This is a genomic window from Nostoc sphaeroides (assembly GCF_003443655.1).
Lineage (GTDB): Bacteria > Cyanobacteriota > Cyanobacteriia > Cyanobacteriales > Nostocaceae > Nostoc > Nostoc sphaeroides.
Map to the genome: position 1 here is coordinate 1158923 of NZ_CP031941.1, position 22557 is coordinate 1181479.

The following is a 22557-nucleotide window of genomic DNA, read 5'->3' on the forward strand; positions in this document are numbered from 1 at the left end:
GGGTACCCCTGACTCCGGTAAAATCTTGATGGTTCTACTTTCAAAACAATAACAAAAAGGCAATCAGGAGAGTTTGGTGTGTCCAAAAAAAGTTTAGCAAGTTTATCTTCGGCTGATATATCTGGGAAACGTGCCTTAGTGCGGGTTGACTTTAATGTGCCTGTGGACGATCAAGGCAACATTACCGACGATACTCGCATTCGCGCCGCTCTACCAACCATCAGAGATTTGACGCAGAAGGGTGCTAAGGTCATTCTCGCCAGCCATTTTGGCCGTCCTAAAGGTGTGGATGACAAATTACGCCTAACTCCCGTTGCCAAGCGTCTCTCGGAGTTACTGGGGCAAGAAGTCGTTAAAACTGATGACTCCATTGGCGATGAAGTTGCAGCTAAAGTTGGCGCCCTGGAAAATGGCCAAGTGCTGTTACTGGAAAATGTCCGTTTTTACCCAGAAGAGGAGAAAAACGACTCAGAATTTGCGAAAAAATTGGCAGCTAATGCTGATTTTTATGTAAATGATGCTTTTGGTACTGCACACCGCGCCCATGCTTCTACCGAAGGTGTGACTAAATTCCTCAGCCCTTCTGTGGCTGGATATTTGGTTGAGAAGGAATTGCAATATCTGCAAAACGCTATTGAAAATCCCCAACGTCCTTTGGCGGCAATTATTGGCGGTTCCAAGGTTTCCAGTAAAATAGGCGTGATTGAAACGTTGCTGGAGAAGTGCGACAAGCTAATCATCGGTGGTGGGATGATTTTCACCTTCTACAAAGCCCGTGGTTTGAATGTTGGTAAGTCGTTGGTAGAAGAAGACAAGCTAGAACTAGCGAAGTCTTTGGAAGCTAAGGCTAAAGAACGGGGCGTTGCTTTATTGCTTCCCACAGATGTGGTAGTGGCAGATAACTTTGCCCCTGATGCCAATTCTCAAACCGTTAGTATTGAGAATATCCCCGACGGTTGGATGGGCTTGGATATTGGGCCAGACTCGGTGAAATTTTTCCAAGAGAGCCTTGCAGATACCAAAACGGTAATTTGGAACGGGCCAATGGGTGTATTTGAGTTTGATAAGTTTGCGGTAGGTACCGAAGCGATCGCTCATACCCTTGCTGAAATTGGCAAAACTGGCACAACCACCATTATCGGCGGTGGTGACTCGGTAGCGGCTGTGGAAAAGGTTGGTTTAGCCGATCAAATGAGCCACATCTCTACCGGCGGCGGCGCTAGCTTAGAGTTACTTGAAGGCAAGGTATTGCCTGGAATTGCAGCTTTAGATGATGCGTAAGTAGGGACTGGGGACTAGGGACTGGGGAATAAGATTAAAAATACTATTTTCCAATCCCCAGTACCCAATTCCCAACCCCCGATATCAGAAAAATTTATTCAGACTAAATAGCTGGAATGGGCGCAAAAATTACAAGAGTAAAAGAGAACACATCGCCGTGTTCCCTTAGCCAGGAAGAAAAGTATCCTTGAATCTGCTTTCTAAGGGAACTCCAAAAAATAAATTATTCCACATTCAAGTCGTTGACTGTTGACTGTTGACTGTTGACTGTTGACTGTTGACTGTTGACTGTTGACTGTTGACTGTTGACTGTTGACTGTTGACTGTTGACTGTTGACTGAAAACTCGTGAACCGTCAACGGTCAACGGTCAACAGTGAACAATAGCAATGGAATATTTTTTTACTTGGAAGTCCCTAATGTCAAGACTTTGTTAATTTAACAACGTTCTTATACCACACTGACTTCTAGCGTATAAGAAAAATCAGGTGTAGAGCCGCTACCAGAGAAAGTTCCGCCATCTTCAGGTAATAAAGGATATTTACTCACTGAAATGGAGTATGTACCCGCACTCAACGAACTGGTAATTAATGACGACTTGTCACTGCGACCATCGTCGTCAGTTTGCACCAAAGTCCCAATATCGTTAAACAGTCCGAGAACTGAATCTCCCGATGTCACCGTCCTGATAGTGACAGTTCCTGAATTTGCTAAAGAAAAATTATAAAAGTCGAAATCGGAATTGTCTCCCGGTTGAACTGTTGCTATCTGGCCTGAAGCATTAACGTTTGAGCCTGATGACAAGGAACCTAACACTTCAGAGGTTAACAGTGAGTTGTTTGTACCTTTTCCAGCAATTTCCCCCTCAAAATTGAAAAGGAAGTCATCACTATCAAGTGTGAGATTGTTTCTCCCCAGAACAACACTTATAATTTCATCTGGCTCTGCTCCAGGTTTGTCTAAGAATATTCGTGTGTTGTTTCCAATAGCTTCTAGACGGTAGTCCAGTAGAGATCCTTTGAGTTGAATTTGATCTTGGCTAGAGTCGAAGTCAGTAATAGTAGCGAAGTCCCCAAAACCAGGATTCGCACTGTTGTTATCGTCGTAGTAAACATTTATGAAGTCCCCCAGGATAAATCTATCTGCCCCAGTCCCACCAGTCAAGGTATCAGTTTCCCCTAATCCAGGTGGAAGCAGATTACCACCAGGAAAACCACCAGCAAAAACACTGATGAGGACATCATCTCCAGACCCGCCATTGAGTCTGTCATTGTCAAGTCCGCTTCGTAGTCTATCATCGCCTTCCTCACCGTTGAGGATATCATCGCCGCTACCACCGATTATTGAGTCATCGCCTGCTCTTCCATTCAGAGTGTTGCGGCTCAAATTAGTACCGATGAGGATGTTATTAAGACTGTTACCTGTCGCATTGATGGCGCTAGTTCCCGTCAGCCTCAGATTCTCCAGATTGGCGCCTAGTGTGTAGGTGACAGAAGACAGGACGGTATCTGTGCCTGAATTTGCAGCTTCGGTAATCGTATCAACAGCACTGTCAACGATGTAGGTGTCATCGCCTGTTCCTCCATTCAAACTGTCAGCACCCAAGCCCCCATCAAGTGTGTCATTGTCAGTCCCACCTGCAAGGGAATCGTTACCAGCCAAACCATTCAAGATATCGTTACCTGAGGGACTATTGGCATTACCATTACCAGCCCAACCTACTATGGTGTCATTTCCCGAAGTCCCGGAAATATTGTCAGGACTTGTAGTACCGAAAAAAAATGCCATATTATTTCTCCTGAATTTATCACTAATACGTGAGTTCAGCCTCAGTCAAAGAACTATTTATGTGTTCAATGTAGATTACTTCCCATTTGTGTAATCTAAGTTAAAAACCACTAATTATTTGGTTAATAACTTCTAAATAAAAAAATCCACTGATTTATTGTGGGCTGATCCGAAAAGACCGCCATTGCTTGGGGGTGAGCGAGATGCCTACTCTAAAAAACTAGATAATTTATTTTTTGAAAGTCCTTTAATTGATGACCTAAATGGTAAGTAATTAGAACAGATGTTTGGGTTCTTTTTCCAAAATTCTTTCAACCCATGTTCTAATTATTTAAATATCATGAAATCCAATGTTCTGTCAACTTTTTTACCAATGTTTCAAAATTTAATAAATCTGATTGAGATAAAAATATCTCATACTTTCGTACTTTGTTGGGTTTGGGTAGCATAGCTAATCTTGCGTCGCTGCACCATAGTCCTAGCAGCTAACTCCGTAGGATTATTATGCAAGGGTAATTCTGGATGTTCCAAAACAAGCAGCGCTCTCTTTTGCTTGTGGAAGAGAGCGCTGCTTGTTACTTCCTGTCTACATTTAGAGGGAAATAGCCCTCTCTTGTAAATAGTCTTTTGTCGGGTAAAGGGGGACACGTTACCGTGTTCCCCTAGCTAGGAGGAAAACTATCCTTGAATCTGCGCTCTAATGTCAGTACAGTCTTTAAGTTGACAAAGTTCTTATGCCAAAGTGACTTGTAACGTATAAGAAAGATCAGGAGTAATTTTGCCAGTAGCAGAGAAATTTCCACCATCTTCAGGCAATAAAGAATATTTACTCACTGAAATGGTGTACGTACCGGAGAGTAGGGAAGTGGTGATTAATGACTCGAAGCGGCGATCGCTACTATCGTTGTCACTAGTCACTAAATTCCCTGCAATGTTAAACAGACCGAGAACTGTATCTCCAGATGTCACCGTACTGATAGTGACAGTTTCTGGATTTGCTAAAGAAAATGTAAAAAAGTCGAAATCGGGACCGTCCGCCGGTTGCACTGTTGCTAACTCGGCCAAGAGATTAACGTTTGAGCCTGATGATAAGGAACCTAATCCTTCAGCGCTGTCTAGTGAGTTGTTTATACCTTCTCCAGCATTTTCCCGCTCATAGAAAAGGAAGTCATTACTATCAAGTCTGAGATTGGTTTTCCCTTCCAGAATACCTATGATTTCATCTTGCTCTATTCCGGGTTTTTCTAAGAATATTCGTGTGTTGCTTCCAGCAACTTGCAGACGGTAGTCCTGTGGAGCTCCTTTGAGTTCAATTTTATCTTGGCTAGAGTCGAAGTCAGTAATACTAGCTAAGTCCCCAAAGCCAGGATTCGTAGTGTTGTTATCGTCGTAGAAAACATTTGCAGCGTCACCCAGGATAAATCTATCTGCCCCAGCCCCACCTGTGAAGCGCTCAGTTTCCCCTATTCCAGGTGGAAGCGGACTACCAGGGAAAACACCGATGAGGATATCGTCTCCAGCCCCGCCATTGAGTACCTCATTGCCGGGGCCGCCCTGTAGACTATCATTGCCATCGCCACCATTGAGGACATCATTGCCATTATTACCATCTAGAGTATCATTGCCTGCTCCGCCATATAAAATGTTGTTAGAAGTATTAGCAAAAATAAAGTTGTTAAGACTGTTACCTGTGCCGATGATGTCGCTACCTTCCCTCAACGTCAGATTCTCCAGATTGGGGCGTAGTGTGTAGGTGATAGAAGACCGGACGGTATCTGTGCCTGAATTTGCACCCTCTGTAATGGTATCAAGACTAGTGTCAACCAAGTAAGTGTCGTCGCCTGCTCCCCCATTCAAGGTGTCAGTACCCAAGCCCCCATCAAGTGTGTCATTGCCATTTCCACCAATTAGACTGTCGTTCTCCGTCCCACCTGCGAGGGAATCGTTACCAGCTAAACCATTCAAGATATCTTGACCGGAGCGACTATTGGCATTATCACCACTAGCCCAACCAACTATAGTGTCATTTTCCGAAGTCCCTGAAAGATTGTCAGCACTAGTTTTGCCGAAAATAAATGCCATGTTACTTCTCCTGAATTTCTCACTAATACGTGAGTTCACCCTCTGTCAAAGAACTATTCATCAGTTCAACGAAGAGGCAGGGGGCAGGGGGCAGGGGGAAATGCACTCTTCCTCCTGTCGTGGAAATGAAGGGGGGAACATGTTCTTACGTGCCCCACTTCTTAAAAGTGGTTCTCGAATTGATTGGGTCGAATCCCCATTTGAACTTTCCCCCTTGCTAGAAAGCTCCCTGCTCCCTTGCCTCTTGTTCAATGTAAATTACTTGCCATTTGTGTAATCTAAGTTAAAAACCACCAATTCTTTGGTTAATAACTTCTAAATAAAAAATCCACTTTTTTATTGTGGGCTGACCCAGAAAGCCCGCCTTTGCTTGCGGGACAGGGAGACGCCTACTCTAAAAAAATAAATTATCTAATTTTTTTTTTGAAAGTCCCTTAATTGATGACCCAAATGGTAAGTAATTATATCAAATATTTTGGTTTTTTTTTCAATTTTTGTTGGAACTCACTTTCTAAGTATTTAAATATCATATAATCCAATATTATGTCAACTTTTTTATCAACTTTTAATAAATATGATTGATAATATATTTATTTATATATATAGATCATATTTATTAATTGGTGAGCTTTGCGATATTTTTCAGATAAATATGGTATCTTTGTTAAGTTGAGTTTCAATATCATTTTTTTTACCAAAAGATAATTTTCGATTAAAAAATGCATTGCCACAATGCATACCAGAAAATTTTGCACTTAATAACACTTAGGCTTTACATAAATTTTATATAGTTATTTAGCTCGACTTTATCCAAAATTAAGAACTCGGTTTTTTTGATTCGGGAAAAAACCTGGCTTTTTGGCAAATACTTTTTCCACTTTCTTTGATTATCGATGAAGTTAAAAAAGTAAAAATACTGTCCCACAAAGGTTTCAGCGATAGCGATCGTGCAACGACTCCGCAGGAGTATCGTGTTGCGACAAAAATGGATAAAGTCGAGTTTAGAGAATGTTTGAAAAGTCATAAAGTAAGGTGAGTTAGATAAACCTCTCCCTGACTTTAACTAAAGTTCAAATCTGTCCCAATACTGCAAACCCCGCTTCCATTCCCCTCCCCGAAAGGTCGAGAGTCTTTGAAACCCCCATTGCCTTGTAGGGAAGCAATACTGCTCGGATAAGCAGGGGAGGCAGGGGAGGCAAAAACTCAACGCCAGCCTCCATTTCTCCCCTGCTCCCCCTGCTTGCCTCAACCAAGAAATTCCTTAACCGAGCAGTATTGTGTAGGGAAGGGGGGTTAGGTTTCTGAGGCTTAGATGTTAGCAATAATACTTTTCAAACATCCTCCAATGAGTGGAAAATTAGCAGTCTTTTGTTGGGTAAAGGGGGACACGTTGCCGTGTTCCCCTAGTTAGGAGGAAAATTATCCTTGAATCTGCATTCTGATGTGAGTACAATCTTTAAGTTGATAACATTCTTATGCCAAACTGACTTGTAGGGTATAAGAAAAATCAGCGTTAGAAGTGCTACCAGAGAAAATTCCGCCATCTTCAGGCAATAAAGCAAATTTACTCACTGAAATGAAGTACGTACCGGAGAGTAGGGAAGTGGTGATTAATGACGAACTGCCACCGCCACTATCGTCGTTACTAGTCACTAAATTCCCTGCAATGTTAAACAGACCGAGAACTGTATCTCCAGATGTCACCGTACTGATAGTGACAGTTTCTGGATTTGCTAAAGAAAATGTAAAAAAGTCGAAATCGGAATTATCCCCTGGTTGAACTATTGCTAACTCGGCCAAGAGATTAACGTTTGAGCCTGATGATAAGGAACCTAATCCTTCGGCACTGTCTAGTGAGTTGTTTATACCTTCTCCAGCATTTTCCCGCTCATAGAAAAGGAAGTCATCACTATCAAGTCTGAGATTGATTTTCCCTTCCAGAATACCTATGATTTCATCTTGCTCTATTCCGGGTTTTTCTAAGAATATTCGTGTGTTGCTTCCAGCAACTTGCAGACGGTAGTCCTGTGGAGCTCCTTTGAGTTCAATTCGATCTTGGCTAGAGTCGAAGTCAGTAATACTAGCTAAGTCCCCAAAACCAGGATTCGTAGTGTTGTTATCGTCGTAGAAAACATTTGCAGCGTCACCCAGGATAAATCTATCTGCCCCAGCCCCACCTGTGAAGCTCTCAGTTTCCCCTATTCCAGGTGGAAGCGGACTACCAGGGAAAACACCGATGAGGATATCGTCTCCAGCCCCGCCATTGAGTACCTCATTGCCGGGGCCGCCCTGTAGACTATCATTGCCATCGCCACCATTGAGGACATCATTGCCATTACTACCATCTAGAGTATCATTGCCTGCTCCGCCATTTAAAATGTTGTTAGAAGTATTACCAAAAATAAAGTTGTTAAGACTGTTACCTGTGCCGATGATGTCGCTACCTTCCCTCAACGTCAGATTCTCCAGATTGGGGCGTAGTGTGTAGTTGACAGAAGACCGGACGGTATCTGTGCCTGAATTTGCACCCTCTGTAATGGTATCAAGACTAGTGTCAACCAAGTAAGTGTCGTCGCCTGCTCCCCCAATCAAAGTGTCAGTACCCAAGCCCCCATCAAGTGTGTCATTGCCATTATTACCAAACAATTGGTTATTTTGGCTATCACCAGTAATGCTGTCATTTCCATTTGTGCCTTTAACATTGTCAAAGTTGACTGCGGTAAATGACAATTTTCCCAAACCAGGAACGTTATCAGCAGCCAAGCTTTGGGTTCTGAGGTTAACAGCGATAGATACCCCAGTCAAAGATTGGGATGCATCTATAGTGTTGTTGGCAACATTAGCATTAGCAACAACCCTTTCTACTTTAAAGAGTTGGTCTTGCCCAAATCCGCCAGGTTTTTCAATGGTTCCAACACCTGACAAAATAATGACTTGATCTAGTTGACTGTAGTCTGCGGTATCAATACCATCTCCGCCATTAATGCTGTCGTTACCCTGACTGCCTATGAAGGTGTCATTGCCTGCACCACCTATTAGAGTGTTATTTCCTGTGCCCCCATCAAGTGTGTCATTGCCATTTCCACCAATTAGACTGTCGTTTGCCGTCCCACCTGCGAGGGAATCGTTACCATCTGCACCATTCAAAGTGTCGTTACCGGAGGTACTATTGGCATTACCACCACTAGCCCAACCAACTATCGTGTCATTTGCCGAAGTCCCAAAGAGATTGTCAGCAGTTGTTTTGCCGAAAATAAATGCCATGTTATTTATCCTGAATTTCTCACTAATACGTAAGTTCAGCCTTAGTTAAAGAACTATTCATCAGTTCAATGTAGATTACTTACCATTTGCGTAATCTAAGGTAGAAACCACTAATTATTTGGTTAATAACTTTTAAAGACAAAAATATCCAGTTATTTATTGTGGGCTAACCCGAAAAGCCCGCCTTTGCTTGCAGGTGAGCGAGACGCCTACTCTAAAAAATTAGATAATTTATTTTTTGAAAGTCCCTTAAATTGATCACCCAAAAGATCAAATATTTTGGTTCTTTTTCCAAACTTTTTTGAACCGACGCTGTAATTATTTAATTATAATGAAGTACGAGGTTACATCAACTACTTTATCAAAACTTTAAATTGTCAAGAAGAAAAATATATGTAAATTTTAATGAATTATTGTTTCAATCTACTAACTTTTCTGGTATCAAAAGAAGACTTGAGCTAAAAGCCAAGGAACTGAAGTTCCTTGCGAGACATGGCTTTTACGTTAAATTGACACCAATGGGTAGTGCCGTGCCCCTACGAGTGTACCTTACGCAAACGAGAAGTCCTATAGCCCAGCAAAGGCTTCTATCATTGCGATTCTCATGTTTATCAAGAGCGAAAAGCTTGGATAATATTTAGACATCATAGTTTGCTCCAAAAAGAAGTGCATAGCAATGACTCCAATAACTAAACACCAATCAAGACTGGGAGTTGAAGTCCTGCGGGGTTGCAATCTTAGCTCCCTCACAAATCTAGAGTCGCGTGAATTAAAGGAATCACTTTGGAAACATGGCGTTGTAGTAGTCAGACAGCAACAGCTTACCGCACAACAATTAAAAGAATTTGCCAAGGAGACTTTTGGCGATTTTATGTTTGGCGGCCCTCCTAAAACATTAGATCCTGATATTAGTCCAGACTTACAAAGCCAATATGTCTATATATTGGGCAATCCTAAAGGGCTGTTTCCTGATACAGCGCAGAAATATGCGTGGCAATGGCATCATGATAAAGATGGTCTGCCCCGCACAGAGGGACTGGATATGAACGCACTATATGTTGTGATGCTTTATGGAATAGAAGTGCCGGAAGGTGAAAATGGGCAGCCCCATACTACAGAGTTTCTCGACATGATAGAGGCTTATAATAACCTAGATCATCAACATCAGCAGCAGTTAGAGCAGATGTCGATGTATCACTCGCCACCAATGTTTTCTAAAAATCCCGATGTAGATACTGATATACCGAGGAAAGTGCATCCGATTGTGTCTACTCACAAAGTCACTGGTAAAAAGGGATTATATCTAGGTTCGGACACTGCGATCGCAGTTGGTATGGAAGATAGACCAGAGGAAGCAAAACGTTTCTGGCAGGATTTGTTTGCGACTGTTCTAGAATGCACACCAATCTACTCTCATGTTTGGCAGCCAGGAGATATTATTTTTTGGGACAACTCCCAGGTGATGCACAGAGGTAGACCCTATGATGCAACGAAATACAAGCGAATTGCGTTGCGTTTAGGTGTTGTAGACAAGGGATAATTTAAATCAGTCAACAGTCAACAGTTATCAGTTATCAATTTTTAACTGATGATGCAGATAGTTGATAATTGATAACTGTTCAGAAGTGGGGGACTCCTTCGACATAGCTCAGTACAGGGCTGACTCCCAATTGACTTACAATTTTTAACTGATAACTGTTGAGGCAGGGGGGGAATTTTGGAAGTTGCTAAATCATACCGCAACTATGCAACGCCCTTTATTGTGGCGTTGTCTGTGGCGTTGGTGTCGGCGTAGGAATGGGGGTTTCTGTGGGAGTTTCTGTAGGAGTTGACGTTGGCGTGGGTGTTTCTGTGGGCGCTGGTGTTTCTGTGGGCGTTGGTGTTGGCGATGGGGGAGGGGTGGGATTTTCTGCTGTAATACTGAGTTGATAATCTACTGGTTTCGATGCTGTGGAAACCACGACAAACTCGTAAAATCCGTTTTCTGGTAATTTAGTAGACAAACTTCGCTCTTTAGAATCTTCTAAAAATTTGATTTTCCCAGAGGGTGAATAGACTGATAACAAAACTTGGGAATTTGCTTGTAGCTTTAATTCCAAAGATTGTTCTTTGGCAAGTCCAGCAATGAATACTTTACCACCACCAGGTTCGAGAGTACCATTGACTGTTTTGCTGATAGCGCCCGGATCAAAGACAAGTTTCTGGAAAGCGCTACCGGCAAGGATAGCACTGAGTCGATCGCTAACAAATCCGTACCAAACTTGTCCAATGGGCTGATCTCGAAAATCTTTACCACGCTGTTGGGGGAATACACTTAAGAAAGCAGTATCTCCCAAATCATACAAAGAACGGCTACCAACGTTGATTCTGTTGACTTCTACTTTCCAACGATCGCGTTCAGCAGTTGTATAAGTTCCCAGTTGTCGGCGGGCATTTGAACTCAGTAAGGCTAATTTTTCCAGCAATTCTGAGGCTGTTTTATCCCATTCTGCCCGCAAACTCTCATCAACAGGGCCATCACTGAGAGTGCGTCCTTGTAAACTGGGATTTCTGTCCCAAAAAACTTGATTTACCAAGTTTACATAAAAGTTAGAGCTAATACCCAATTGTTCACGGCGATCGCTTAATTTTTCTTTGCGTTCCCGTTCGGCTGGTGAATATTGCGGTGAAGAATCGGTTGGGGTCGGGGTGACTGTAGGATTAGGTTTGTCTCCTATATCTCGGTTGCTATTCAGTCCCCACCAAAATAATCCAACAGTACCGGCTACTATCGCCGCCACAAGGAAGATTTTTGTTGGTGTCCACCAAGGGGGAGGGGGGGATGAGGGGGATGAGGGGGATGAGGGGGAGACGGCGACGGTGGCGGCTGTGGGTTGTGGTGGGGTGGGGTATTGAGTTGGGGGAAAGTTAGCTGGGGGCGGGTTTAGGGCTTGGATTACTTGACGGGCTGATTGATAGCGATCGCTTGGTCTGGCAGATAACATTTTATCTAATACCTGTGCCAAACTTTGACTCACGCTTACTTCGCGTCGCCACTGCCAGGTAAGGTTATACGTATCAATTAATTCTTGGGGTTGTTTCCCTGTCAGTAAAACCAACATTGTTGCAGCCAAAGCATACAAGTCGCTGTGGGGAGATACTAACCCAGTTTGCATCTGTTCTGGGGGCGCAAATCCTATTTTACCTAATAGGGTTGGTGCTGGAGGAGGTGCGACCATACCCGGTTGGTAATATTGGGAAGCTACGGTTGCTACTACTTGTTTTACACCGCCAAAATCAATTAACACTGGCAGTTTGTCAACAGTGCGAAGCATTAAGTTATCTGGAGATATATCTCGATGAATAACGCCTATGGAGTGGATATACTCCAACACTGGCAAAATTGAAATCAACAATTGGCGTACTTCTACTTCTGTAAAGCGCAAACCCTGCTGTAGTCGGGCATTTAACAAGGAGTTGTAAGTTTCTCCTTCTACATAATCTTGCACTAAAAACAGATATTCTTTCCCCCCTAAGTTTATGCGAAGCAGTTCCCGGAAGCGGGGAATTTGGGGATGTTGCAGTTTATAAAGAACACTCGCTTCTCTCTCAAACAGTTCTTCAGCTTTTTGAACAACGTAAGCGGTTTGAACTTGGGGGGAAAATTCTTTTAAGACACAAAGTTCGCGGAAACGGTTGACATCTTCAGCTAAATAAGTCCTTCCGAAACCACCCTGGCCAATTTGACGTACAATCACATAGCGATCGCCTAAAGTTAGTCCCGGTTGGATACTATAACTCATGGGCGTATCCAACAACTTTTCACCACACTGGAGACAAAAGCGACTACCCGGGGAATTTTCATGTCCTTGAGAACAATATATTGAATTCATTGGAAAGTTAGGAGTTAGGAGTTAGGAGTTAATAGTTAGGAGTTAGGGGTTAGGAGTTAATAGTTAGGAGTTAATAGTTAGGAGTTAATAGTCAACAGGGAGTAGAGAGTAGCGTTTTTCAATTGATTAAACTACACTACTCCGTGTCTTAAACCGTGGTCTATAAAGAAAGAAAATTGCCGTAATTTATAACTCCTCACTCCTAACTCCTAACTCCTAACTCCTAACTCCTCACTCCTAACTCTATTTTTGTACTTTACTGACTTGATCGGCTGCGATCGCATACCAAATTTGACCGAAAGTCTGTTGATTGAGTTTCCCACGATCCTGATCGGGAAACAACCGATCAAATTTTTCATTTGCGTCTTTGGTCAACTGATCAATTGTATAGTTCCCAAACTGCCCCGATCGCGCAAGTCGTCTCCATGTTGTATAATCTTTTTGACTATATTTACCCAATTTCCGACGAGATGCTGTACTGAGGTCAGCCCGTTCTATTTTATCCAATAAATCGTCTGCGATACCAGACCATTCATCTCGTAAACCAGCGTCTTCAGATTTAGATGTTAGGCTACGTCTCTTTAATTCTGGTTTTTTTGTATAAAATAAATCATCTACAAAGGGAGTAAAAAATCCTTCAGTAATTTCTAGCTGTTGACGACGACTGATAATTTCCTGAAGATTGCGATTTTTTCCTTTGTCGCTGACTGGTTTACCGATTGGATTTGGTAATTGTGGGATTTGCGGTAATGAGATTGATGGAATGGTAATTGAAGATACGCTACGAATCACTGCATTTCCCACCGCCACAGTTAATCCTACTATTGCTGTTCCCCCTAAACTCATCACAAAAGGGCGAATCCAAACAGGCCAAGATATTGGTTTCGCTATCGCTTGGGTTTTGTTCTGGAATCTACTGACAACAGCACTGGCGTGTTGTCTTCCCGGAGCAACTACCATCGTCTTAATCTTGGTGGTAATATAATTACCTGTGGATTTAGTCGCAGTTGGTGATGGTAAATCTTTGAGGATTTGCTCGGCTCGTTGGTAGCGATCGCTCGGTTTATAAGCCAGCATCTTTTTTAACACCGCTTCCAGTTGCGGACTAACTCTAATTTCCTTTCCCCATCCCCAAATTCCCTGATAGCTATCGTATAATTTTTGTGGCTCTTTCCCGGTGAGCAACACCAGTGATGTCACCGCTAAAGAATATAAATCACTACTAAAAAATGCTTTTCCTTGCCGTAACTGTTCTTCTGGCGCGTAACCCTTTTTACCCAGCAAGGTGTTATTTCCAACCAACTTAGTCCGCCAAAACCCTTGAGAAGCTGGTAATTGTTTGACACCACCAAAATCAATTAATACGGGGAGATTATCAGAACGCCGCCAAATCAAATTATCAGGAGAGATATCACGGTGAACTACATCCCGTGAGTGGATGTATGATAATACGGGTAAAATCTGTTGCAGTAAGGTGATTACTTCTTCTTCACTGAAGGTCTTTCCTTGAGTTTCACGCTGTTCTAATAATTGGTAATAATTATCACCATCCACATAATCTTGCACTAGAAAGAAAAAATCTTTAGTACCTATCTTCACTTGTAGCGAGGCGTGAAAACGGGGAATTTGTGGATGCTGAAGTGTTTTCAGAACATTTGCTTCTCGTTCAAATAACTCTTTAGCTTTTTGTAAATCTTGTTTTTCTTCTACTTGGGGTGCAAATTCCTTCAGCACACAGGTTTGATGGGATTTAGTTCTATCCTCCGCTAAATAGGTGCGTCCAAAGCCACCCTGTCCTAGATGACGGATAATTTGATAGCGATTATCCACCATCTGTCCCACAGCAAGAGGTAATGGTTCACCGCAATGGGTGCAAAAGCGGTTCCCACCATTATTTGTGTGTTGTTTACTGCAATAGAGCTGCATGGTGCCCAAGGATGAATTAAGGTTTTATTGAATGATTACAACTCGCATACCCTCATTTTCGGATATTCTACGAATTACGTTAGCAAAGCAGTAGCGAGTCGGCGTACCCTTGCAGGGAAGCAAGCTACGCGCAGAGTCTCGTAGAGAGCGTCATTACGAATTACGAATTACGAATTATTATGAACCCGAAATCAAGACAGCAGCAAGTAATTAAAGCATTTGAAGATTTTTTGTCTACCCCCCTAGAAACAGTACTGCAACGGCATCTTAACACTCAAACTTCGGCAGCTTTGAGTTTATTTCACGATGTAGCGGCTAATGTGCCAGCTTATAAGGCGTTTTTAGCAGAAAGGGAAATTAATCCCGCGACTATTCAAACCTTAGAGGAGTTTCAACAACTACCAGCGATCGCTAAACAAAATTATATACTGCGTTATCCTTTGGGTGACTTGTGCCGCAACGGACAACTCCAAGGGTGCGACATGATAGCTGCTTCATCAGGTTCTAGTGGTAAACCGACATTTTGGCCTCGTTTTTTCACAGATGAACTCCAAATCGCCACACGCTTTGAACAAATTTTTCACGATAGCTTCTACACAGATACCAGACGTACCCTAGCAGTGATTTGTTTCACTTTAGGCACTTGGGTAGGTGGAATGTTCACCAGCAATTGCTGTCGTTATCTTGCTAGCAAAGGTTATCCCATCACTGTAATTACTCCTGGTAACAACAAAGAAGAAATCTTGCGAGTTGTCGAAGAATTAGGTTCAGCATTTGAACAAGTGGTGTTATTGGGATACCCGCCATTTTTGAAAGATGTGATTGATACTGGTATCGCCCGTGGTGTGGAGTGGCAGCAATATCAGATTAAATTAGTGATGGCGGGAGAAGTATTTAGTGAAGAATGGCGGAGTTTAGTTGGTGAAAGAGTTGGTTCACAAAATCCTTGCTATGATTTTGCATCACTTTATGGTACTGCGGATGCAGGAGTTTTAGGTAATGAAACACCGTTAAGTATCTGCATTCGTCGTTTTTTGGCACAAAATCCCGATGCAGCTAGAGCTTTATTTGGGGAATCGCGTTTACCCACGCTGGTACAATATGATCCTTTCACTCGCTTTTTTGAGGTTCAAGATGGCGGATTGCTGTTTTCGGGAGACAACGGTATTCCCTTAGTGCGTTATGACATTTTAGATACTGGGGGGATAGTTAGTTATGATGCCATGCTGCAATTTTTAGCTGAATGGAGATTTAACCCTGTTGCAGCGTTAGAAAACTCAGCACTGCCTCAACGCCCCGCTATCGCTAACAGCACTCCCCACTCCCCACTCCCTACTCCCCACTCCCCTAGAGGTATTCATCAGCTACCTTTCGTTTATGTCTTCGGGCGTTCTAACTTTACAGTTTCTTACTTTGGTGCAAATATCTATCCCGAAAATGTGACGGTGGGATTAGAACAACCAGGAATTCAAGAATGGGTGACGGGTAAATTTGTGTTGCAGGTGAAGGAAGATGCAGATAAGAATCGATTTTTATCTGTGGTTGTGGAATTAGGAGCAGGGGTAGAGGGTAGTGAAGATCGAAGACTTGCGATCGCATCTTCTATTCTTTCACAACTGTTACGTCTAAATAGCGAGTTTGCTAATTATGTTCCCGCAGAATATCAAACACCACAGGTTACATTAGCGCCAATGGGGGATTTTGAATATTTTCCTATTGGGGTGAAACATCGTTATACGCGTCAATAACGATGAATCAAACACAAGAAGACGCGATGAATCAAACACAAGAAGACGCGATGAATCAAACACAAGAAGACGCGATGAATCAAACACAAGAAGACGCGATGAATCAAACACAAGAAGACGCGATGAATCAAACACAAGAAGACGCGATGAATCAAACACAAGAAGACGCGATGAATCAAACACAAGAAGACGCGATGAATCAAACACAAGAAGACGCGATGAATCAAACACAAGAAGACGCGATGAATCAAACACAAGAAGACGCGATGAATCAAACACAAGAAGACGCGATGAATCGCGTCTCTACAAGGGGGGATGGGGTGGTTGTTCGCAATCGTGTTCCCAATTGATTGGGTTATTGATAATATATTGCCTAATGCGATCGAGGGCGAATTCATTACGAATTATGTTGTCATGAAACCTTCCTTGCCATCCAAAACCTTCATAAATTTGATTAATTTCAAATGAACATCGTCCTTTATACCACCTAACAATTTTAGAAAGGGAATTTTTAGACAACATCGGATTAAATAACCCAGTAACCCCACCCCGTTCACCATCCCCCCGTTGACTTGTAGAGACGCGATTCATCGCGTCTTCTTCCTGTGTTCGTGGATTCATCGCGTCTTCTTCCTGTGTTCGTGGATTCATCGCGTCTTCTTCTTGTGTTCGTGGATTCATCGCGTCTCCTTCTCGTATTTGATTAATAACCAAAATCCCATGAATATGATTAGGCATGACGCAAAACGAATCTATCTGGCAATTAGAAAAATGATTAGGAATCTCGTACCACAATTTATGAGCAATTTCTCCAATTGATGATAAGTGCATTTCACCCTGCACAACCTCACCAAAAAAGCATTTTTTACCGTTGGTGCAAATAGTAACGAAATATCCAGCATTACTAGCATAACTCCATGCTGGCAAACGGGTTGAGTCAATTCGATATTTACCTTTGTATTTGGGTTTGTTGTTTTCTGGTTGAGGATCGGAATGATTCATGATTACATCTTTGGTTGATACAAAAATTTATGCAATTATTGCTTTGCATTGATGTAATTGCCAACCCAAAAAACTCGGAATTATTGGCGCTATGTAAATGATGGGAAATAAGGAAGAAGACGCGATGAATCGCGTCTCTACAAGGGGCGATCGCAAAAACGATGCCTGGGGCGGGCTACGCCTACGCATTCCCATTCTGTTCACAATATCTGTTTTATTAACAGCGATCGCTTTTATGCGATTTGTCTGAAGCATTGCTGTCATTGCTTCCTGTGGAATTGGTGTGATAAATTTTACCCATTCATTATTCTGAGGATCAATAAGATCACAAGCCCCTCTCTGCAAGCAAAGAGGGGCTGTGGCTATATTGGTTGATTTATATAGGAATCCGGTTTAATCGCGTGAAAAAATCTAATAACAATTTAATTAATGATTGCAACACATCCTTGGTTTAAGACGCGATGAATCGCGTCTCTACAAGATGTATGGTCTATTTGTTACGTTTCTCGATTGCGTGCAATCCGGTTCGGATCGGGTTTTTTGATAAAAATGATAATAGATAACAAAAACGCCTTGTAGAGACGGCGATTTATCGCGTCTCTCTTGTTCGTCCAGAACACAACCCCATTCGTTCAGAACACAACCCCATTCGTCCAGAACACAACCTCATTCGTTCAGAACACAACCCCATTCGTTCAGAACACAACCCCATTCGTTCAGAACACAACCCCATTCGTCCAGAACACAACCCCATTCGTCCAGAACACAACCCCATTCGTCCAGAACACAACCCCATTCGTTCAGAACACAACCCCATTCGTCCAGAACACAAGTTTGTTATCGTGTAATTACTGAGCTAGCAATCCAATCCTATTACAAAACACACCTTTTTTTGCATTTACTGAACCACTATACTGTCCCATTGAGACACTCTAGAAAGATAAAGTTTAGTAAAAGTGATGCGCGAGGAGAATACGCCGACATCGCTTCCTGTTATTACGATAGGAAATATTGATCGGTTGCTTGCTGAACCTGAGTATCGCGATCGCTGCGTTAATAACTTGGTTAATATAGGACTCATATTTGATTTTTGAACAAAACTCAGTACACCTTTATTCTTTCTTCCCAGTCCCCAGTCCCCAATCCCCAGTCCCTTACCTCTACAAGTGATTCAGAAATCAAATCGGATTGCTATATTCCTCAATCAACTCAAAATCAACTCGCTCATAAATATCACGCAAGGCAATTTGAAAATCGATAGAATCTAAAACTAAAACTGCTTCTTCACCTTCATATTCCTTAAAAATCCATTGACCTTCTGCTTGCTTTGCAAATTGTTCCACAGCAAAACTATACTGGTCAATCATAATATATTCTTGAAAACCAGGAATTGAACGATAATATTTAAACTTATCTGTTTTGTCATAATTTTTAGTTGAATTTGATAAGACTTCAACAATTAATAAGGGATTAGTGATAATTGTTTTACCTGTTCCCTCATAAATAGGCTTACCTTTGATGACCATAACATCAGGATAAGTATTAATGCGATAACGAGGTATTGATAATTTCACATCCCCTATGTAAATCTCAGAATCTTGCCCTTGCACTGTCAAGGGAAACTTGCGACAAAAATTAAGTGCAATTTTGTTGTGGTTAGTTGTTCCACCTGTCATGGGTATAATTTCTCCGTCTCTGTATTCATTTTTATATTCAGCCTTCTCTTCTAATTCCAAATATTCTTCTGGAGTGTAGTAGCGCTTTTCTGTTTGTAAAACCATATTAATTAACTCACAAAATGAGGGAATGGGTATGTTATCAATAGCGTAACGTACCCTAAAGATAGGGAAAATAAATATTTTTGTTATAAAAATACGGTTGCAGACAATGTAACAATAGCGATCGCAAGCCAATACTTTTAGCCATACCCACCAGTGAACGCCCCTACCAACATCTCTGCACAAACTCAGAATCGCAAAGCCGATCACATTCGGATCTGTTTAGAGGAAGATGTTCAGTCTCACCAAATCACCAATGGACTGGAACGTTATCGCTTTACCCATTCTTGCTTACCCGAACTCAACCACGACGATATTGATATCAGTACAACTTTCCTGGGGAAACACCTTGGCGCACCTTTGTTAATTTCTTCTATGACTGGGGGAACAGAACAAGCTGCAATCATTAACCAACGTTTGGCCCAAGTCGCGCAACGCTACAAAATTGCAATGGGTGTCGGTTCCCAGCGCGTAGCAGTAGAAAAACCCCAAGTAGCTGATACTTTTGCTGTCCGCAAGTATGCCCCCGATGTTCTGCTATTTGCAAACTTGGGCGCTGTGCAACTTAACTACAAGTACGGCTTAGATGAATGTTTGCGGGTAGTTGATATTCTAGAAGCTGATGCCCTGATTTTACACATTAACCCTCTACAAGAGTGCATTCAACCCAAAGGTGATACTAATTTTCGGGGTTTGCTTGACAAGATATCTGATTTGTGCAGTAAACTGCCAGTACCAGTAATTGCAAAAGAAGTTGGTAACGGCATTTCAGCAGCGATCGCCCAAAAACTTCTCGCCGCCGGAGTAGCAGCAATTGATGTGGCTGGTGCGGGGGGTACTTCGTGGGCAAAAGTAGAAAGCGAACGGGCTGAAAATCCCTTACAACGTCGCTTAGGAAGGACTTTTGCTGATTGGGGTTTACCGACAGCAGAGTGTATTACAACTATTAGAGCGATGGCCAAAGACGTGCCCTTAATTGCTTCGGGAGGTTTGCGTCATGGATTGGATGTTGCAACCGCGATCGCCTTGGGAGCAGATATAGCTGGTTTAGCAATGCCTTTTTTGCAAGCAGCAGCAACATCAGAGACAGCAGTTGCAGAACTCGCTGAAGTATTAATCGCCGAAATCACCACAGTCTTATTTTGCACTGGTAACGCTAGCTTGTATCAGTTAAAGCACTCTGGTAGTTTACAGCGCATAGAATAAGTAAATGGGGAATGGGGAATGGGGAATGGGGAATAGGGAATGGGGAATGAAGAGATGAGGGAGATGTGGTTCGACTTCGCTCACCAACCGGGAGATGAGGGAGATGAGGGACAAGAATTAACCCATACCCAATGCCCAATGCCCACTTGCCCTGAGCGAAGCCGAAGGGATGCCCAATGCCCCATGTCCAATGCCCAATTCCCAATGCCCAATGCCCAATGCCCAATGCCCAATAACTAATAACTAATAACTAATGCGTAATTTTATCAAACAAACTTTTGCTAGTTTACTTGGCACTTTATTAGGACTAATTATTTTCGGTGGTCTGGGAACTACTGGATTATTCTTGCTAATATTGGCTGCTAGCTCCTCTAAAGATACTGGGCCAAATGTGAAAGATAAGTCAATGCTGGTTTTTGACTTGTCAATGAAAATTACTGATAGCGAACCTAGTTCTGGCGAACTGTTTCAAAACACATTATCAGGTGTGGATGACGATAGGATGGCACTCCGCAAAGTTGTGGAAACTTTGGAAAAGGCGCGGCGCGATCCGCGAATTGTCGGGATCTATTTAGATGCAACAAGCACAAGCCAAGCTAGTAACCTGGGCTATGCCTCCCTGAAAGAAATTCGGAAAGCGTTGGAGGAGTTTCGCGCGGCGGGGAAAAAGATTGTTGCTTATGGCAGCGATTGGAGTAAAAAGGAATATTATCTTAGTTCAGTGGCAGATTCCATTGTACTTAATCCTCTGGGAATGATGGAAATCAACGGCTTGAGTTCACAACCGATGTTCTTAGCGGGTGCATTGCAAAAATATGGCATTGGTGTTCAAGTCGTGCGGGTGGGGAAATTTAAGGGGGCTGTAGAACCGTTTATCCTCACAAAATTGAGTCCAGAAAACCGCGAACAAACTCAGAAATTGTTGGATGATGTTTGGGGAGAGTGGCGCACTACTGTAGGCGCAAGTCGGAAAATTCAACCTAAGCAGTTGCAAGCGATCGCAGATGGTCAAGCAATACTAGAAGCCACAGAAGCTAAAACTAGCGGTTTAGTTGATCAAGTCCAATACCCTGATGAAGTGGTAACTGACCTGAAAAAGTTGACAGATAGCGATAAAGACGACAAAACATTCCGACAAATTAGCCTGAATAGCTATGCAGAAGTTTCTGGCAAATCTTTCGGTGTAGAACGTAGTTCAAAAAATGAAATTGCCGTGGTTTATGCTGAGGGCGAGATTGTCGATGGTAAAGGAGAAGATGGGCAAGTAGGAGGCGATCGCTTTGCCAAAATCTTCAAGAAACTCCGACAAGATAAGGATGTAAAAGCTGTTGTATTACGAATTAATAGTCCTGGTGGTAGCGCTACCGCAGCCGAAGTTATGCAGCGAGAGGTGAAATTAACTCGTGCAGCGAAACCGGTTGTAGTGTCAATGGGTGATGTAGCCGCCTCTGGTGGTTATTGGATTGCTAGCGACTCTAATCGCATTTTTGCCGAACCAAATACCATTACAGGCTCAATAGGTGTATTTGGGTTGCTATTTAATGGTGAAAAGCTAGCGAGTAATAACGGCATCACCTGGGATTCGGTGAAAACTGCAACTTATGCTGATAGTCAAACAGTTTCGCGTCCGAAATCGCCTCAAGAGTTGGCACTTTATCAACGGAGTGTGAACCGAATTTATGATATGTTTTTGAATAAAGTTTCTCAAGGTCGGAAACTCCCAGAACAAAAAGTAGCAGAAATTGCTCAAGGACGGGTTTGGTCTGGTGTAGCGGCTAAAGAAATTGGTTTAGTGGATGAAATTGGCGGGTTGAATAATGCGATCGCATACACTGCCAAGCAGGCGAAACTAGGAGAAGATTGGGAAGTGCAAGAATATCCTCGCACTAGCACTTTTGGAGAACGGTTTTTTGGGCGTGCAACTGAAGAAGTGCGGACTGCTTTAGGAATTGAGGGAACGCAACTCAAACAATCCAATCCTCTCACCAATGAATTCCAAAAGTTGCAACAGGAAATCGGAATTCTGCAAAATATGAACGATCCACGAGGGGTTTACGCCCGCTTGCCTTTCAACTTGAAGATTGAGTAGATGCTTTTTCTAACCCTTTCAAGGTGACTGGTAAAATCTCTTTTTTTCTCTCTGCGCCCTCTGCGGTTCAAAAGCATTTTATTTACAGCTATTTTCAGGTAAATAGACCATGCGGTAGGGGTAAAGCGCATTGCTCATAGGTGTCAACTTAAGCTCAAGCGCTTATCCCACAGACGTTTTACCCCCCTTAGTCCCCCCTTATAAAGGGGGGAAACAAGAAAATCCAGTTCCCTCCCCTTTATAAGGGGAGGGTTAGGGTGGGGTAACGCGTTGAGTGATGGTCAGCCAAAGAATTGAATATCACGTTTTGACAAGGGTTTCACGTTAAGTTGACACAAATGAGCAATGCGCTTTACCCTTACAACAGTTAAGAATATTTGTAGGTTGGGTTGAACTTTAGTGTTACCCAACAAACCCAACATATTGTGGGGTTTCGTTCCTCAACCCAACCTACACTTGTTTGTCAAAACTTCTATTAAACCTAAATTCTTCATTTGCACCAATGACTATTTCATTTGACAA

General features: G+C 42.5%; 16 protein-coding genes. 8 read left to right on the forward strand and 8 right to left on the reverse strand.

Annotated elements, in window-relative coordinates; genetic code table 11:
• Positions 1–78 precede the first annotated feature (78 nt).
• Positions 79–1281, forward strand: a complete 1203-nt coding sequence (locus tag D1367_RS05465) for a phosphoglycerate kinase (RefSeq protein ID WP_118164198.1) — start codon at positions 79–81, stop codon at positions 1279–1281.
• 234 nt (positions 1282–1515) lie between these two features.
• Here D1367_RS05465 and D1367_RS32650 read toward each other — a convergent pair whose 3' ends face one another.
• From D1367_RS32650 to D1367_RS05490, 4 genes are all read right to left on the reverse strand, one after another.
• On the reverse strand, positions 1516–1647 hold the full coding sequence (locus D1367_RS32650; RefSeq protein WP_267255557.1) for a hypothetical protein: 132 nt from the start codon (positions 1645–1647) through the stop codon (positions 1516–1518).
• Between the two features lie 83 nt (positions 1648–1730).
• Positions 1731–3068: a calcium-binding protein gene (locus D1367_RS05470; RefSeq protein ID WP_118164202.1), complete on the reverse strand. Its 1338-nt coding sequence runs from the start codon at positions 3066–3068 to the stop codon at positions 1731–1733.
• Between the two features lie 732 nt (positions 3069–3800).
• Positions 3801–5150, reverse strand: a complete 1350-nt coding sequence (locus tag D1367_RS05480; protein ID WP_118164211.1) for a calcium-binding protein — start codon at positions 5148–5150, stop codon at positions 3801–3803.
• 1473 nt (positions 5151–6623) lie between these two features.
• The gene (locus D1367_RS05490) at positions 6624–8414 is read right to left on the reverse strand and encodes a pre-peptidase C-terminal domain-containing protein (RefSeq protein WP_118164217.1); all 1791 of its coding nucleotides are present in this window, start codon (positions 8412–8414) and stop codon (positions 6624–6626) included.
• A gap of 676 nt (positions 8415–9090) precedes the next feature.
• On the opposite strand from D1367_RS05490, the gene D1367_RS05495 reads away from it, so the two are divergent.
• Positions 9091–9954 carry a TauD/TfdA dioxygenase family protein gene (locus tag D1367_RS05495; protein WP_118164220.1) on the forward strand — a complete coding sequence of 288 codons (864 nt, stop codon included), beginning with the start codon at positions 9091–9093 and terminating at the stop codon, positions 9952–9954.
• Positions 9955–10171: 217 nt separating this feature from the next.
• Here D1367_RS05495 and D1367_RS05500 read toward each other — a convergent pair whose 3' ends face one another.
• Entirely contained in the window at positions 10172–12286 is a 2115-nt protein-coding gene (locus tag D1367_RS05500; RefSeq protein WP_118164223.1) for a serine/threonine-protein kinase, read from the reverse strand.
• Positions 12287–12529: 243 nt separating this feature from the next.
• Positions 12530–14212, reverse strand: coding sequence for a serine/threonine-protein kinase (locus D1367_RS05505; protein ID WP_118164227.1), 1683 nt, complete (start codon positions 14210–14212; stop codon positions 12530–12532).
• A gap of 179 nt (positions 14213–14391) precedes the next feature.
• Here D1367_RS05505 and D1367_RS05510 point away from each other — a divergent pair, with 179 nt between their 5' ends.
• Positions 14392–15960 carry a phenylacetate--CoA ligase family protein gene (locus tag D1367_RS05510; RefSeq protein WP_118164230.1) on the forward strand — a complete coding sequence of 523 codons (1569 nt, stop codon included), beginning with the start codon at positions 14392–14394 and terminating at the stop codon, positions 15958–15960.
• 2 nt (positions 15961–15962) lie between these two features.
• Complete coding sequence (locus tag D1367_RS05515) at positions 15963–16310, forward strand: hypothetical protein (protein ID WP_118164233.1); 348 nt, start codon at positions 15963–15965, stop codon at positions 16308–16310.
• Here the strand turns inward: D1367_RS05515 and D1367_RS05520 are convergent.
• Positions 16264–16962 (reverse strand): transposase, encoded by a 699-nt coding sequence (locus D1367_RS05520; RefSeq protein ID WP_118164236.1) that lies wholly within the window; start codon positions 16960–16962, stop codon positions 16264–16266. The genes D1367_RS05515 and D1367_RS05520 overlap by 47 nt on opposite strands.
• 97 nt (positions 16963–17059) lie before the next feature.
• Here D1367_RS05520 and D1367_RS30505 point away from each other — a divergent pair, with 97 nt between their 5' ends.
• Complete coding sequence (locus tag D1367_RS30505; protein WP_181985080.1) at positions 17060–17212, forward strand: hypothetical protein; 153 nt, start codon at positions 17060–17062, stop codon at positions 17210–17212.
• Positions 17213–18140: 928 nt separating this feature from the next.
• Here D1367_RS30505 and D1367_RS05530 read toward each other — a convergent pair.
• On the reverse strand, positions 18141–18743 hold the full coding sequence (locus D1367_RS05530; RefSeq protein ID WP_118164240.1) for a Uma2 family endonuclease: 603 nt from the start codon (positions 18741–18743) through the stop codon (positions 18141–18143).
• Positions 18744–18896: 153 nt separating this feature from the next.
• On the opposite strand from D1367_RS05530, the gene fni reads away from it, so the two are divergent.
• Genes fni through sppA form a run of 3 tightly spaced genes read left to right on the forward strand, consistent with a single transcriptional unit; the run spans position 18897 to position 22035 of the window.
• Entirely contained in the window at positions 18897–19946 is a 1050-nt protein-coding gene (gene fni / locus D1367_RS05535) for a type 2 isopentenyl-diphosphate Delta-isomerase (RefSeq protein WP_118164243.1), read from the forward strand.
• A 39-nt stretch (positions 19947–19985) separates the two neighbouring features.
• On the forward strand, positions 19986–20186 hold the full coding sequence (locus tag D1367_RS30035) for a hypothetical protein (protein ID WP_147337336.1): 201 nt from the start codon (positions 19986–19988) through the stop codon (positions 20184–20186).
• 13 nt (positions 20187–20199) lie between these two features.
• On the forward strand, positions 20200–22035 hold the full coding sequence (gene sppA / locus D1367_RS05545) for a signal peptide peptidase SppA (protein WP_118164251.1): 1836 nt from the start codon (positions 20200–20202) through the stop codon (positions 22033–22035).
• Positions 22036–22557: the final 522 nt, after the last annotated feature.

Excerpts from the sequence above, each read along its gene's own strand:
- D1367_RS05470 (WP_118164202.1), bottom strand. The coding sequence starts at position 3,068 with ATGGCATTTTTTTTCGGTACTACAAGTCCTGACAATATTTCCGGGACT.
- D1367_RS05480 (WP_118164211.1), bottom strand. The coding sequence starts at position 5,150 with ATGGCATTTATTTTCGGCAAAACTAGTGCTGACAATCTTTCAGGGACT.
- D1367_RS05490 (WP_118164217.1), bottom strand. The coding sequence starts at position 8,414 with ATGGCATTTATTTTCGGCAAAACAACTGCTGACAATCTCTTTGGGACT.
- D1367_RS05495 (WP_118164220.1), top strand. The coding sequence starts at position 9,091 with ATGACTCCAATAACTAAACACCAATCAAGACTGGGAGTTGAAGTCCTG.
- D1367_RS05500 (WP_118164223.1), bottom strand. The coding sequence starts at position 12,286 with ATGAATTCAATATATTGTTCTCAAGGACATGAAAATTCCCCGGGTAGT.
- D1367_RS05505 (WP_118164227.1), bottom strand. The coding sequence starts at position 14,212 with ATGCAGCTCTATTGCAGTAAACAACACACAAATAATGGTGGGAACCGC.
- D1367_RS05510 (WP_118164230.1), top strand. The coding sequence starts at position 14,392 with ATGAACCCGAAATCAAGACAGCAGCAAGTAATTAAAGCATTTGAAGAT.
- D1367_RS05515 (WP_118164233.1), top strand. The coding sequence starts at position 15,963 with ATGAATCAAACACAAGAAGACGCGATGAATCAAACACAAGAAGACGCG.
- D1367_RS05520 (WP_118164236.1), bottom strand. The coding sequence starts at position 16,962 with ATGAATCATTCCGATCCTCAACCAGAAAACAACAAACCCAAATACAAA.
- D1367_RS30505 (WP_181985080.1), top strand. The coding sequence starts at position 17,060 with ATGATGGGAAATAAGGAAGAAGACGCGATGAATCGCGTCTCTACAAGG.
- D1367_RS05530 (WP_118164240.1), bottom strand. The coding sequence starts at position 18,743 with ATGGTTTTACAAACAGAAAAGCGCTACTACACTCCAGAAGAATATTTG.
- D1367_RS30035 (WP_147337336.1), top strand. The coding sequence starts at position 19,986 with ATGGGGAATGAAGAGATGAGGGAGATGTGGTTCGACTTCGCTCACCAA.
- sppA (WP_118164251.1), top strand. The coding sequence starts at position 20,200 with ATGCGTAATTTTATCAAACAAACTTTTGCTAGTTTACTTGGCACTTTA.